This window comes from Bradyrhizobium sp. WSM4872, assembly GCF_055811715.1.
The window spans coordinates 98,607-112,709 of the sequence record NZ_JBVVPT010000026.1; the positions used below are offsets into that span (position 1 = coordinate 98,607).

The following is a 14,103-nucleotide window of genomic DNA, read 5'->3' on the forward strand; positions in this document are numbered from 1 at the left end:
GGCCGAATTGCATGGTGAGGGGCGCGCGTGCGCGGACGTGAGGACGAGTGGACCGGCCTGATGCGGTCGGCCATGGCAGGCGATGACGCGGCGTATCATCGCCTGCTGAAGGCGGTCACGCCTGTGCTGCGCGCTGCCGCGAGGCGTGGCTTGGCCCGGGCCGGGCAGCCTCCCGACCAGGCTGAGGATATCGTGCAGGAGATTCTGTTGGCGGTGCATCTGAAGCGGCACACTTGGGACAGCGAAGCCCCCTTCGCCCCCTGGCTGTTTGCGATCGGCCGCAACAAGCTGATCGACATGCTGCGGCGACGGGGCAGGCGGATCTTCGTCAATATCGACGATTTCGCCGAGACCTTGCCGGGCGAGGCGCCGCAGGAGACGGTCTCGGCCGGCGAAGTCGCCAGCCAGCTCAATGCGCTGCCGCAGCGCCAGCGCGACGTGTTGCAGTCGATCGCGGTCGACAGCACCTCGATCAAGGACACAGCGGTGAAATATTCGATGAGCGAGGGCGCAGTACGGGTCGCGCTGCATCGCGGACTTGCGGCACTGACTGCCAAACTGCGGGACCACTAGTCATGGATACCGATCAACTCATTCGCTCGCTCGCGGCCGACAACGCCCATCGTGCACCGCGCGTCGGCGCGGTGCTGACAATGGCGCTGCTGGTCGCCGCGCCTCTGTCGATCCTGATCTTCGCCACCTTCCTCGGTGTGCGTCACGACGTGATGAGCGCGATGCGCAACCCATTCTTCGACATGAAGTTCGCGGTCACGCTGTCGCTCGCGATCCCGGCGATCATCGTCAGCCTGCATCTGTCGCGGCCCGAAGCCCTGATGCGCGGCTGGGGCTGGCTGCTGCTGCTGCCGGTCGGGCTGCTCGCGGTGGCGATCGGCAGCGAGGCGATGATGGCGCCGGCCATGCCGATGACGATGCGATTGATGGGCAAGAATTCCAGGGTGTGCCTGTTCGCAATCCCTGCGATGTCGCTGCCGCTGCTTGCCGGGGCCCTGTTCGGCCTGCGCCACGGCGCGCCGTCGCACCCCGCGCTCGCCGGTGCGCTCGCCGGCCTGGTGTCAGCCGGGCTCGCCGCGACGCTGTATGCCTCGCACTGCACCGACGACTCGCCGCTGTTCGTCGCGACCTGGTACACGCTCGCCACCGCGTTGGTGACGGCAATTGGCGCGCTGGTGGGCGCGAGGGTCTTACGCTACTAGCTCGCCGGCTTCACGTCGCCGGCGTCGCGCCCTGCTGCATGCGATGGAAGCGCAGCACCTGCTGCGCCGTCGAGCTGCGCAGCGCCTCGTAAGCGTCGCGCAGCGTCAGCATGTCGGTTTGCGAGCCGCCTGAGAGCTTCTCGCGCAGGGCGATGATGGCGCGGACGCTCGACCATTGCATGGCCGCGACCTTGGCGAGGATCATCACGCCCTCGATCCGGCTTTCGATCATCATGGTCTCGGCGGTCTCGACTGCGACGCCCGCAAGCGCCGCGAGCCCTGCATTGGTTTCGTCGAACTTGCCCTGCTCTGCGAAAGTGGCGACCTGGAGCTCGGTGAGGCGGCCGTCCTCGTGCAGCGACTTCACCAGCGCCCGCGCCATCTCGGTCTGCCGGGTCATGGTGGCGGCGCGGATCCGCTGAGCCGCTTCCTGGACCACGCTGGACACGTCGTCTGCGAGCTCCGGATGCGCGGCCTCCAGCTTCCTGCGCACGGTCAGGGAGGCCTTCGCGACCAGCTTCAAATAATGATGGCGGGGCAGGTCGGGCCGCAGGCCGATGCAGCTGGCGAGGTCGTCGTCACGTTCGGCGCGGGTCACGAGCTCGGCGAGAGTTCCCTCCGACAGTTGCGCGCCCGGATTGCTGACGGTCGATTGCACCACGCCCTCGTCGCCGCGGGTCACCAGCACGTCGCTCAGCGCTTCCGACAGCACCCGCCGCAGCGAGATCGCCTTGAGATGGGCCTGGCCCCTGGTACGCGCGATCTCGATCAGCGTCGCCTCGTCCAACCGTTCGGATTTCGACAGCACCGGGCCGGAAACCTCGATCACCTCGTCGAGCGCGAGCGTGCGGATGATCTTCGGCGGCGCAACCGCGATCGGTGCGAGGCGGGCGGCGAGCAGCACCCTGGCGGACGTCTCGATCTGCTCGATCAGGCATTGGAACACGTCGTCGAACACACGAACGTGGTCGTCGGAATAGTCCAAGGCGTTGCCCACGAAGAGATCGGTGACGCGGCGCAGCGTCTCGACCCGGTGCGCAACGGTGCCGTGCGAGAGCGCGGTTTGCAATTCCTCGAGCAGACTCTCGGATGATTTTGCGGATTTGGATCTCATTGCCCTGTCCTGGAGCGTTCGGCCCGGCAGCGGCTTCTGTCGCGCCGGGAGAAAATGGATTGGTCAGCTCGTTGCAATGCGGTTGCGCCCTTGTGCCTTGGCGGAATAGAGCGCGCTGTCGGCGCGCACGAGAAACGTGTCGGCAGTATCGTTGTCGCGCAGCGTCACGACGCCCGCGGAAATGGTCACGCGCATGCCCGGGGAGAATGCGCCCCAGTCCAGGTCGGCGACGATGCCGCGCAGCCGATCGAGCATGCGCGACGCCGCCTCGCGGTCGGTTCCCGGCAGCAGTAGCAAGAATTCCTCGCCGCCGTAGCGGCCGAAGCAGTCGGCCGGGCGGATATTGGCGAAAATGGTGATCGCGAAGGTGCGCAGCACCTCGTCGCCGACGGGATGGCCGTGGGCGTCGTTGATGCGCTTGAACCAGTCGAGGTCGATCAGTGCGATCGCGCAAGGCTTCGACGTGTGCCGCGATTTTTCGATCTCGGCATCGAGAAGCCGCATGATGCAGCCGCGGTTGTAGGAGCCGGTGAGCTCGTCGAGCTCAGCCAACTCCTCGATGCGCTGATAGGCGGCCTTCAGCTCGATGCTGCGCCGGTACAGGATCTTGCGCAGCGTGGCGCCGAACAGGCCGAGGAAGGCGCACTGTCCGATCACCAGCACGAAGCACAGCATCGAGGCGGCCCGTTGCAGCTGGGTCGTCACCGGCAGTCCGATTGGCAAGTCCGAGGCGAGGAAGACCAAGGCGAGCCCGCACGTGGCGAGACCCCAGGTGAGCATCGCCTGACTAGAGGTCATACGAAGCGTGCCGAAGGCGAAGATCAGAAACAGCACGGCAATGAACGCGACTCCGACTGTCGGCACCGCGAGCAGGAACAGCAGCTGCAGCGTCATATGCGCCGAGATCTGAAAGACGGTGAGGTAATGATCCTCGAACCGGTCGGCGAAGCCCGCTTCCGACAGCACGGTGAAGGTCCCGATGATCAGAAGGCCGCTGAGCCAGAACAGTGACGGAACGCCCATGGAGATCACGCCGTCAAAGGCGTAGAGCAGCAGGACGGAGGCGCCGAGCGAATAGCTCGCCACCTGGCCGACATACATCTGGCGCCGCTGCCGGATCCGGCGCGCGAGGACTTCGGGTGCCGCTGCCTCGGTCGTCAGGGCGAGATCCGCGGCCTCAGCGGCATTCCTCTCGGGAAGGGACGTCGCAGCCGTGCTCATGGTCCCGCCAATGGTGGATGTCAGTCCAAAAATCTACGTCGCAAGCCTTTAGGTTTGGTATCCTTCGAAACCGAATCCACGCTGTACAGCGCGGCAGCGCGGGACGTCGACCGCTCCAGGAATTTGCCGGCGATTAGGCATCGTGTGCGAGGCGGTCGAGCCAAAGCGGGGCTTCGGAAGACATATGTCGTGCTAGGCTGCTAAGGTTCCATGCAGGTCGGGCCGTCTACGCTGGGATGGCATTGCTCAGGAAAGTACTTCATTACTATGTTACCGTTCGTGAGCGAGGCGCCCAGCCGCGGGTGGCAAAAGGAAATTTCGCGTATGTGGGGTAGATCACACAGCCTCCCGTATGACTGCGGTAGGTTCAACAATTTTACCCCTCCCGTCGAACCGTCTGCCGCATCGACCCGACCAACCTTGCGAGACGGCCTTTGAGCGTGACACAAGCGGCTTCGGACGAGATCCTGATCGCCAGGATCGCTCAAGGCGACCGGCTCGCCATGCAGGTGCTGTACGGGCGGCACCATGTCAGGGTGTATCGGTTCGGCCTCCGGCTCGTGCGGGACGAGCAGGCGGCGGAAGACCTCATCAGCGAGGTATTTCTCGACGTCTGGCGTCAAGCCGGCAAATTCGAGGGCCGATCCGCCGTTTCCACCTGGCTGCTGGCCATTACCCGATTCAAGGCCCTGTCTGCGCTTCGGCGCAGGAAGGATTTTGAGTTGGACGACGACGCCGCGAACGCGATCGAGGATACGTCCGACAATCCGGAAACGGCGGTGCAGAAGAAGGATACCAGTGAAGCGTTGCGGGAGTGCCTGACGGGCCTCTCGCCGGACCATCGGGAGATCGTCGATCTCGTCTACTACCACGAGAAGTCCGTGGAAGAGGTGGCCGAAATCGTTGGCATCCCGGAGAACACTGTGAAGACGCGCTTGTTCTATGCGCGCAAGAAATTGGCCGAACTGCTGAAGGCAGCCGGCATTGAGCGAGGCTGGCCATGATGGCTTTGAGCAAGAAAATGCTGGAGCAAGAGCCCGGTGAAATTGAACTGCTGCTGCCGTGGCACGCCGCCGGCACGTTGAACCCGCGCGATGCGCGCCGCGTCGACGAGGCGCTGGCGCGCGATCCCGAGCTCGCGAAGCAATACGCCGCGATCCGCGGCGAGTATGAAGAGACCATCCATCTGAACGAGAGTCTGGGTGCTCCGTCGGCGCGCGCGATGCAGAAGCTGTTCGCCGCGATCGACGCCGAGCCGGCGCGGGCGGCCGGTTCGCTGCCGCTGTCGGCGCGCATCGCGACCTTCTTTGCGAGCCTGTCGCCGCGCACGCTGGCCTGGTCGGCGAGCCTTGGCGCCATGGCCCTCGTGCTGCAAGCCGGAATCATCGGCGCCGTGTTGACGAAGACCCAGACTGCGACCTTCCAGACTGCTTCGCTCTCGACTAGCGCTCCGCTCACACGCGACCTCGGCACGACCGTCCCGCCAGCGCGCGCGCTGGTGCGCTTCACGCCCGAGGCGCGCGTCGCCGACATCACCGCATTGCTCGACGGCTACCAGGCTTCGATCATCGGTGATGCCAAGGGCGGCATGTTCCGCCTCCAGTTCGACAAGGCGATGAGCCAGGACGAACTCGCCTCGCTGCTCGGCAAGATGCAGCGCGAGAAGTTCGTCAACCTCGCCGTCGCGGCGCCGTAAGGCGCTTCCAAGCTGATGACGCGCAAGTCCGAAAGTGGAGTAAGAGCCGGGGTCTGCGCTTCGTCGGTCGCAGCCGCGCTTTTGCTCGCCGCCTGTCTGGGCGTCGAGGTTGCGCAGGCGCAGGCGATCATGCGCACGCCGACGATCAGCGTCCCCTCCCGAATGCCGACCATTTCTCCCGGCATCGCCGCACGCGTCAGTCCGGGTGTTGCCGCCAGAGCGGTGGTCGTCGGCCGCGGCCCCGGCCCGGTCGTGACGACGAGGATTTCGGCGCGGATGGGGCCGACGCCGGTGCTGCCTTACGCGCGCTACTCCCCGAACCTCTATCCCGCCTGTACCGCGCCCGATCGCGACGCCGGCGGTGAATGCCTGGCGCAGCAGAACGCAGGCGGCGATGGCTCGGGCAAATCGGGCAAGAAGACCGCCGGAAAGGGGCGCGGCAACAACACGCCCGTCGCCGCGGATTTGCGCACCTTCACCGACGAATTCGTCGCCGAGATCGATGGTGGGCTGTCGTCGACCCAGGCCGACGAGCTTGCGCGCCGCCATGGCCTGACCCGCGTGTCCTCCGAGAATTTTCCGCTGATCGGGGCAACGTTCGGACTGTTCCGCATCACCGACGGCCGGCCCTCCGCGACGGTGCGGCGCGAATTCGCGGCCGACGGCAGCGTGCGCTCGGTCCAGCCGAACTTCCGCTACCTGCTGCAGGACCAGAAATCGTCGGTGCCGACCGAGGGAGATCCCGCGCAATATGCGCTGGCCAAACTCCGCCTGCCACAGGCACATACGCTGGCGCATGGCGCCAATGTGACGGTCGCCGTCATCGACTCCGGCATCGACGTCCGACATCCCGAACTTGCCAATTCCATTGCCGACAATTTCGATGCGCTCGGCAGCGCCGAAGGCCCGCACATTCATGGCACCGGCATTGCCGGCGCCATCGTGGCGCATGCCAAGCTGATGGGCAGCGCCCCCGAGGCGCGCATCATCGCCATCCGCGCCTTCGGCGGCACCACCGGCGGGGCCGAGAGCTCGTCCTACATCATCCTACGCTCGCTGAACTATGCCGCCGAGCACGGCGCGCAGATCGTCAACATGAGCTTTGCCGGTCCCAAAGACGCGGTGATCGAGCGGGCCATCGCGGCGACCGCCGCGCGTGGCCTGGTGCTGGTCGCAGCCGCCGGCAATGCCGGAGCGAAATCGCCGCCGCTCTATCCGGCCGCCAATCCCAACGTGATTGCGGTCAGCGCGACCGACCAGCAGGACAGGCTATTCACCGCCTCCAATCGTGGCAACTACATCGCGGTCGCGGCCCCCGGCGTCGATATCTTCCTGCCGGCGCCTGACGGCAAATACCAGATGACGTCGGGCACCTCGTTCTCGGCCGCCTATGTCTCCGGCGTCGCGGCGCTGCTGCTCGAGCGCAACTACGCCTTGAAGCCGGAAGCGCTGCGCACGACGCTGGCGAAGACGGCGCGCGACCTCGGTTCACCCGGGCGAGATGATCTGTTCGGCGATGGCGAGGCCGACGCGTTTGCCGCGGTCATGGCCGTTCCCGCCGCCGGCGCGACGCCAGTCGCGGCCGCGTCCGGTACAACAAAACGTGAAGATATCGAGAAGCGTCGCGACGAGCCCGGCATCCGCGCATTAGAGCAACCCTCGTTGTCGAGCACCGAGGATAAAGCCACGGTTTCTCAAGCGGATAGGCCGGCGACGCGATAGCGGCTGCGACAATTTTGCGCGCGGCGCGAAGGTCGAAAAATCAAACGCTGCATTGAACGTTCGACCCGCTGCCACGACCAAATTATGTGGGAGCGGTTATCCCTCCCCATAAGTCATATCAGGCGCGAGCGCCCATCCACCCCAAGCGCCCATATGGCTCGACCCGTCCGGTTGTCCCCCCGGACGGGTCTTTTCTTTTTGGACGTGCCATTCCTAGAAGCCCTGCGCGAGATCAGCTCCCGGTCGAGAGATCGTGGCTCGCTCATCACCGCTCTGCCGCACGTCGCAAGCGCGCTATGCTTGTGCGAAGCTTGACTCCGAAACCGCTTGAATCTCCGCACGACTACGGAGTTTGGCGACGAAAACCTCGTCGTTGCTGGACAAGTCAAAACTTTTCCACAAAATATTCACGTCGCGTCTAAATTGATTCGTGTGCGTTGCGTCGCGTCCGTATTTTCTCCTGACGGGCTGATTTATGACACATCGCCAAGAGGCTATTCGCGACGTGGCTATTGGCCGCGACATTGCGGCACGCTGGTGCGCTCTCGCGGAGCAGCGGCTGGTGCATCTCTCCGAGATGTTCGAGACCGGGCGCTGGCGCCGCTATCATTCCGAGATCGCATTTCTCGAAAACATCCAGGAAGCGAAGCTCGCCGTCCAGACCTGGCGCGCGCTTGCCACCGGCGCCGATGTCGCTACGGCGGCCGCGAGCGTGTCGCCCGCATTCGGCTGGTCGCCGGCGACGATGCCCCGCATGTTTCCGCGCGAGCAGCAGGCGCAGACCGTGCAGCCGAAGGCCGTGCACATCGCCCCGGAGACCGCCGTGCCGGTCAGGCTCGATTCCAAGCCGGGCGTTCTCGCCGAAATCTCCGAAGCCTCGACCGCGCCGGTCGCTGCGCCTGCCCCGATCGCACCGCTCAACGTGCCGGCTGCCATGGCGCCGCCCACCGCGCCCGTCACGATGACGGGGCCCAAGGTGCCGGCCGCGCCCAAGGCGCTGGCGGCGATGGCGGCGCTTCTGCCGCAGTTCTCTCCGCCGGCAGCCGAAATTGTCGCAGCCCCCGAGCGCCTGGTTGAGTTCACCTTCAACCTCGACGGCCTCGAAGCGAAGTACCCGCTGCTGCGGAACGCGTTCTAAAGGAATGCTTGAGACGGACGCAGCGCCCTCCAACCCGTCATCCTGAGCTGCGAGGTAAGCGGCGCAATGCGCCGATTGGCGAGCCTCGAAGGATGAGCGGCCCGTGTGCCAGCCCCACCGCGGCTTATTTCTTCGACCGGGGCTCTCCCGCGCGGCGCCGTGCAAGCTGACTCACCGAATCCCAATCCGACTTGATGAGCGCTTCCTTCTTGGCGCGGCTCCATCCCTTGAGTTGCCGCTCGGCGGAATGCCGTCAGTCATCCGATCAAAAGACTCGGACCACACCAGGACGACGGGGCGCCTCGAGTAGGTGTACCCCTGATAGGCGCCGGCATTGTGCCCGTCGACACGCCTCGACACGTCGTCGCCGGTGGCGCTTCCGATGTAGAAAGAACCATCAGCCCAACGCAACATGTAGACGTAGATGCCCACAACATCATCCTTCGAGGCTCCCCGCGCGGCGCTTCGCACCGCACGGCTCACACCTCAGGAATGACGGCACCGTGTTTGTTGTCAACATTGCATCAAACAACTTTTGAGTGTTGATTTCGATGCGAACCCAGCGCCCCGTTTGAGGCGCGAAGCCTGGGACGCAACGCGTCCCGGGGAGAGCCTCGAAGGATGCACGGCCCGTCCGCCGATAGCGCGCTTACCGCCGCACCGCATTCCCGCCGACGACCAATTGCGCGAACCGCTGCGCGCCGTCCACCGACAGGTCGGAGGTCACGGCGCGCGCGTGATCGAGCCCGACCACGGCGCCGCGCGGGGTTTCCGAGATCATGTTGTTGTTGACGAGCGCGGTGCCGGCGCCGGGCACGACGGACACGCCGACGCCGGCCAGTGCCTTGCGGATCACGTTGCCCGTGATGGCGACGTCGCGGAGATATTTGCCCCAGCCGGCGACGATGCCGTAGGACGGCGCGTTCTCGATCACGTTGCCCGTGACCGATGAATCCGCCTCGATGTAGATGCCGATGCCGGCATCGTCATCCGGCGCGGTGCCGATCGGCCGCTTCGGGATCAGATTGCGGATGATGTTGCCCTGGACCACGGCGATGCGGCCGCCTTCGTTGAAATTGCAGACGGAGACGCCGACGGCGGCGCCGTCCACAATGTTATTGGCAATCACCGCGGCCTCGAACGCGAACTCCGAATACAGCGCGACCTCGCGCACGTCGCTGACGCTGTTGCCGGTGATGTGGATGTTCGAGGCCGAGTTGCCGCGCACGGCAGAGTAATCGCAGTTCTTGATGCGATTGCCGCGCACGATGACGTTGCCGGCGCGGAACGCGTTGATCGCGTTGCCGTACTGGCCGGAGCCGCCGGGGCCGGCCTTGATGTCCTCGATGCGGTTATCAGTGACCAGCGTGCCGTCATCGCCGGTGGCGGTGCGCAGGATCTCGATGCCGTTGTCATTGGTGCCGGTGATGGTGTTGCGGGAGACGCTGAGACCCCTGGCGTCGAACGACACCACTGCCGTCACCGCGATGTTGGTAAAGATGTTGCCCGAGATGTCGCCGGAGACCTGCTCGAGCCAGATGCCGCTGCCGCCGGACCTCGTGATCGCGCAATCGGTGATGCGGACGTCGCGCCCGCCCAGCACGTGGATCAGCCCGCGTCGTGCTGGCAGCGGAATGCCGCTGCCGTCGAAGGTGATGCCGGAAAGGCCGATTGCATCGGAGCCGTCGCTCTGGATCGCCGACGCCCCGCCGGTGAAGACGAATTCTGTCGCGCCGCGCACGCCGATCAGTTGCGCGCCATTCGGCAAGCGTAGCAGTCCCGTACGGTAGATGCCGGGTGGCAGCGCCAGCGGCATCTGCGCGCGCGCGGCCTCGTCGATCGCACGCTGGAGTGCACGGGTCTGATCCTCGCTGCTGCCGGGTCGCACGCCATATTGCGTGGCGTCGCGGCCGAGCAGCGACGTCAGCGGCGCTGCACGCGCGGCGTCGGCTGGGATCGCGAGCGCGCCGGCGATGCCTGCGGTCGATGCTCCGATGAGATGGCGGCGATTGAGGTCCATGGATGCGTCCTCCGGCGGACGCGGGGGTCCGCAGCGGTTAGGTAGCGCAGAAATGGGCAGGGGCGGCCGGGGCCGTGAGGATTGTTCGCGGTAGGGTTAAATGTTTACGCAGTCGTGTTTCGAGCTTTCCGTGCCAACTGTACCATCTCCATCAGCATCGCTTCCCCGGCGTCCACCAGTTCCTCGAGCGTGATCCGCGGCGCGCCCTTGCGGCGCACGGCGCCACTGCGCGCGAGCAGGGGAATATGGATGAACGCCGCAAGCTGCGGCCCGCCGGCCCTGACGTTTTCGATCGCGCGCCAGCTCAGGTAATTGCAGAGATAGGCGCCGGCGTCGCGCGAGGGGCGCGCGTCGATGCCGGTGAGGCGGGCAGCGCGCAGCAGCCTTGCGGTGTGCGGGCCGAAAATCATCGCGTCCGCATCGCCGGCGATGCCGCGCTTGCTCGAGCGGGTGTTGGCGGCATCGGGCCACAGCATGGTGACGGCGTTGCGCGCGCGGCTCTCGATGCGCAGATAGGGCGTGCGTGCGGCGAGGCCGAACATCAGCAGCGCATCGGGCTTCTCTCTCGCAAGCACCTCCGGCAATTGCCGGTCGACCGCGGCATAGGTGACCGGGAAGATGTGGCTGGAGATTGCGGCATCGTCGAGTGCGGGACGGCGCAATTGCGCCAGCCGAGCGACCAGTGGCTGGGTCGGATTGTAGGGCGCGCCGGGAAACGGGCCGAAGCCGGTGAGCAAAATGCGGAGCTTGTCGCTCATTGCAGCAACTCCAGGATCTTTTCGGCGGCGAGCGCCGGTGTGAGATGGCCGTCGGCCACCTCAGTCTCGATCTTCCGGACCTTGGTCCGCACCGACGCCTCGCTGCGCAACCGCGCCAGCATGCGTTGCTCCAGCATCGACCACATCCATTTCACCTGCTGCTCGCGCCGCCGTGCGGCGAAGTCGCCGGATGCATTCATCGCCTTGCGGTGATCGAGGACCTTCTGCCAGATCTTCGCGATGCCGTCGCCGGTCAGCGCCGAATAGGTCTCGACCGGCGGATGCCAGTGCTCGGAGCGTGGCGTCAGGATATGCAGCGCGCCGCGATAGTCGGCGGCGGTGATGTTGGCGCGCTTGAGATTGTCGCCGTCGGCCTTGTTGATCGCGATCATGTCGGCGACCTCGACCAGGCCCTTCTTGATGCCCTGCAATTCGTCGCCGCCGCCCGGCAGCATCAGGGCCAGGAAGAAATCGGTCATATCGCAGACCGCGGTTTCGGACTGGCCGATGCCGACGGTCTCGACCAGCACGACGTCGAAGCCGGCGGCTTCGCAGAGCAGCATCGCCTCGCGTGTCTTGGCCGCGACGCCGCCGAGCGTGCCCGAGGACGGCGAGGGGCGGATGAAGGCGTCGTCGGAGGCCGAGAGCCGGGCCATCCGCGTCTTGTCGCCGAGGATCGAACCGCCGCTACGCGCCGAGGACGGATCGACCGCGAGCACCGCGACCTTGTGGCCTTGCTCGATGAGATGGGTGCCGAGCGTGTCGATGGTGGTGGATTTGCCGACGCCGGGCGAGCCGGTGATGCCGACGCGGACCGCTCTGCCGGTGTCAGGCAAGAGCGTCTGCACCAGCTCGCGCGCCAGCGCCTGATGGTCGCTGCGCCGGCTCTCGACCAGCGTGATGGCCCGCGCCAGCGCCGCGCGGCTGCCGGCGCGAAGGTCATGGGCGAGGGATTTGATGTCCAGTGAAGGCTTTTTCTCAACCATGCCCTGCTTTACAACGCCCGCGCGGGGCAGGCGAGGGCCGCCCGCTCGATATCATCGGGATGTCGCCGCCACCCCCGTCCGCACCGGCTTCACCTTCCGCCATGCCCAGACCATCACCGGCCACAGCAGCGCCCCGATCGCCATGGCGGCGAGGATCGCGGCCACGGGGCGCTCGAAAAACGGCAAAATGCTGCCGTCCGACTTGATCAGCGAGGTCACAAACGCCTGCTCGACCATGGTACCCATGACGATGCCGAGCACCATCGCGGCGACGGGATAGCCGTTCGCCTCCATGACATAGCCGATCACGCCGAAGGCGGCGACGGTGACGACGCCGAACATGTTGTTGCCGATCGCGAAGGAGCCGACCGCGCAGCACAGCATGATGATCGGCATGATGGCGGAGCGCGGTGCCAGCAGGATGTAGGCGGCAACCCGGATCATGGCGATACCGAGCGGGATCATCAAAATGTTCGCGATGATGAACATCAGATAGATCGCGTACATGCTCGACGCCTTCTCGGTGAACAGCGTCGGCCCGGGGTTGAGCCCCTTCATGTAGAGCACGCCGATCGCGATCGCGGCGATGGTGTCGCCGGGGATGCCGAACAACAATGATGGCACCCAGCCCGAGGCGATGCTGGCATTGTTGCTGGCGCCGGCCTCGACCAGGCCCTCGACATGGCCGGTGCCGAACTTTTCCGGTTCCTTGGAGAAGCGCTTTGACATCGCGTAGGACACCCAGGCGGCCATGTCGGCGCCGGCGCCGGGCAGCACGCCGATGATGATGCCGACGATGTTTCCGCGCGTCATCTGCCAATGGTATTTCTTGGTCAGCTTCCACTGGCCGGCCATGATGCTTCCGAATTTGCGCCGCGGCAGCGGCGGCGGCTCGGGCGTCAGCATCGCGCGCATCACCTGGGCCACCGCGAACACGCCGACCAGCGCGGGGATGGGCTCGATGCCGCCGAACAGATCGGTGAGGCCGAAGGTGAAGCGCGGCACGCCGCCGGGATTTTCGATGCCGACGCAGGAGACCAGCAGGCCGAGGAACATGCCGGCGATCGCCTTCACAGGCGAGGAGCGCGCCACCAGCGTCGCACACATCAGCCCGAGCAGCGCCAGCCAGAAATACTCGAAGGTCGAGAACGACAGCGCGATCTCGGCCAGCGGCGGCGCCAGGATCATCAGCGACAGCACGCCGGCGATGCCGCCGACGGCCGAGAACCACACGCCTGCCCCGAGCGCCAGCTCGGCCTGTCCCTTGCGGGTCATGGCGTAGGCCTCGTCGGCATAGGCGGCGGAGGCGGGCGTTCCCGGGATGCGCAGCAGCGCACCGGGAATGTCGCCGGAGAAGATCGCCATCGAGGACGCCGCCACGATGGTCGCAATCGCCGCAATCGGCGAGAGGTAGAAGGTGACGGGGACGAGCAGGGCGGTTGCCATCGTCGCCGACAGGCCCGGCAGCGAGCCGATCACGAGCCCGTACACGGAGGCTGCGAACATCGCGATGATGACCTCCCAGGTGGAGATCAGAGCGAACGCTTCAATCAGGGTTTTCAGCATGGGATCACCAGGGCGTCGGCAACAGGCCGGCGGGCAGCGGCACGCGCAGCAGCTTGCCGAAGATCAGGTGGATGGCGAACGGCGCCAGCGCGGCGAGCGGCAGCGCCAGCTTCCACTTCGCCCCCAACGCTGTCGAGGTGACGTAGACCATGATCGCCGCGGTGATGATGAAGCCGAGCCGATCGGCCGCCACCACGTAGAACAGCAGCAGCGCCGGGGGCAGCAGTGCGCGCAGGCTGTAGAATCTTCCCTGCGGCGGCGGGGCAGTCGCTGCCTGGCCATCCTCGAGCGGGATCAGTTCCTCCGCCTCCTCGAAGGTGTGGCCGATCCCGAACACGATCGCGAGCCCGCACAGCGCAAGCCCAATGCCGATCACGAGCGGAAATACGTTGGGGCCGACCGGCTGCCCCGGCACCGGCGGCAGCAGCCAGCCGCCATAGGCGGCTGCTGTGCCGAGCACGACGAGAAACGATCCCGTGACTGAGTCGGGAAGGCGCATGGGAGAATCCTATGAGAGGTGTTCTCCCTCTCCCCGCGCGCGGGGAGAGGGTCGGGGTGCGGGGGGCGCGCCGCGGGGGGGGTGTAAGGTGGATTGGCGGCGAGGGCCCCGCCCCCCGCAGGCGCGCGGGGCCCGGGGGACGCCCCGGCCCCCGCCGCCGGGGGGCGGG

Annotated in this window: 13 protein-coding genes and 1 pseudogene; 6 read left to right on the forward strand and 8 right to left on the reverse strand. The window is 66.2% G+C overall.

Annotated features, from left to right (window positions below):
- Window positions 1-27: 27 nt before the first annotated feature.
- Both AC0L3C_RS27705 and AC0L3C_RS27710 read left to right on the forward strand, forming a co-directional pair.
- The gene (locus tag AC0L3C_RS27705; RefSeq protein ID WP_473263092.1) at window positions 28-573 is read left to right on the forward strand and encodes a sigma-70 family RNA polymerase sigma factor; all 546 of its coding nucleotides are present in this window, start codon (window positions 28-30) and stop codon (window positions 571-573) included.
- Between the two features lie 2 nt (window positions 574-575).
- Window positions 576-1,214: an NrsF family protein gene (locus AC0L3C_RS27710; protein WP_473409508.1), complete on the forward strand. Its 639-nt coding sequence runs from the start codon at window positions 576-578 to the stop codon at window positions 1,212-1,214.
- Between the two features lie 10 nt (window positions 1,215-1,224).
- Here AC0L3C_RS27710 and AC0L3C_RS27715 read toward each other — a convergent pair whose 3' ends face one another.
- On the reverse strand, window positions 1,225-2,328 hold the full coding sequence (locus AC0L3C_RS27715) for a DUF2336 domain-containing protein (protein ID WP_473409509.1): 1,104 nt from the start codon (window positions 2,326-2,328) through the stop codon (window positions 1,225-1,227).
- 63 nt (window positions 2,329-2,391) lie between these two features.
- On the reverse strand, window positions 2,392-3,549 hold the full coding sequence (locus tag AC0L3C_RS27720) for a GGDEF domain-containing protein (protein ID WP_473409510.1): 1,158 nt from the start codon (window positions 3,547-3,549) through the stop codon (window positions 2,392-2,394).
- 434 nt (window positions 3,550-3,983) lie between these two features.
- On the opposite strand from AC0L3C_RS27720, the gene AC0L3C_RS27725 reads away from it, so the two are divergent.
- The 4 genes from AC0L3C_RS27725 (at window position 3,984) to AC0L3C_RS27740 (ending at window position 8,105) form a co-directional block, all read left to right on the forward strand.
- On the forward strand, window positions 3,984-4,553 hold the full coding sequence (locus AC0L3C_RS27725) for a sigma-70 family RNA polymerase sigma factor (protein WP_007593582.1): 570 nt from the start codon (window positions 3,984-3,986) through the stop codon (window positions 4,551-4,553).
- Entirely contained in the window at window positions 4,550-5,245 is a 696-nt protein-coding gene (locus AC0L3C_RS27730) for a hypothetical protein (RefSeq protein ID WP_007593580.1), read from the forward strand. The genes AC0L3C_RS27725 and AC0L3C_RS27730 overlap by 4 nt, the downstream gene beginning before the upstream one ends.
- Before the next feature lie 15 nt (window positions 5,246-5,260).
- Entirely contained in the window at window positions 5,261-6,967 is a 1,707-nt protein-coding gene (locus tag AC0L3C_RS27735) for a S8 family serine peptidase (protein ID WP_473409511.1), read from the forward strand.
- 505 nt (window positions 6,968-7,472) lie between these two features.
- Complete coding sequence (locus AC0L3C_RS27740) at window positions 7,473-8,105, forward strand: TIGR03809 family protein (RefSeq protein ID WP_473263231.1); 633 nt, start codon at window positions 7,473-7,475, stop codon at window positions 8,103-8,105.
- Window positions 8,106-8,229: 124 nt separating this feature from the next.
- On the opposite strand, the pseudogene AC0L3C_RS27745 reads toward AC0L3C_RS27740, so the two are convergent.
- The 6 genes and pseudogenes from AC0L3C_RS27745 to AC0L3C_RS27770 all read right to left on the reverse strand — a co-directional run bounded on the left by AC0L3C_RS27745 (window position 8,230) and on the right by AC0L3C_RS27770 (window position 13,934).
- Window positions 8,230-8,537 (reverse strand): annotated as a pseudogene (locus tag AC0L3C_RS27745) (GIY-YIG nuclease family protein).
- A 217-nt stretch (window positions 8,538-8,754) separates the two neighbouring features.
- Window positions 8,755-10,125, reverse strand: coding sequence for a TIGR03808 family TAT-translocated repetitive protein (locus tag AC0L3C_RS27750; RefSeq protein ID WP_473409513.1), 1,371 nt, complete (start codon window positions 10,123-10,125; stop codon window positions 8,755-8,757).
- 104 nt (window positions 10,126-10,229) lie between these two features.
- Window positions 10,230-10,883, reverse strand: coding sequence for a pyroglutamyl-peptidase I (locus AC0L3C_RS27755; protein WP_473277716.1), 654 nt, complete (start codon window positions 10,881-10,883; stop codon window positions 10,230-10,232).
- Window positions 10,880-11,869: a methylmalonyl Co-A mutase-associated GTPase MeaB gene (gene meaB, locus AC0L3C_RS27760; protein WP_473409514.1), complete on the reverse strand. Its 990-nt coding sequence runs from the start codon at window positions 11,867-11,869 to the stop codon at window positions 10,880-10,882. Before meaB ends, AC0L3C_RS27755 begins: the two co-directional genes overlap by 4 nt.
- 51 nt (window positions 11,870-11,920) lie before the next feature.
- The gene (locus AC0L3C_RS27765; RefSeq protein WP_027569048.1) at window positions 11,921-13,435 is read right to left on the reverse strand and encodes a tripartite tricarboxylate transporter permease; all 1,515 of its coding nucleotides are present in this window, start codon (window positions 13,433-13,435) and stop codon (window positions 11,921-11,923) included.
- 4 nt (window positions 13,436-13,439) lie between these two features.
- The gene (locus AC0L3C_RS27770; protein WP_473263102.1) at window positions 13,440-13,934 is read right to left on the reverse strand and encodes a tripartite tricarboxylate transporter TctB family protein; all 495 of its coding nucleotides are present in this window, start codon (window positions 13,932-13,934) and stop codon (window positions 13,440-13,442) included.
- Between the last annotated feature and the right edge of the window lie 169 nt (window positions 13,935-14,103).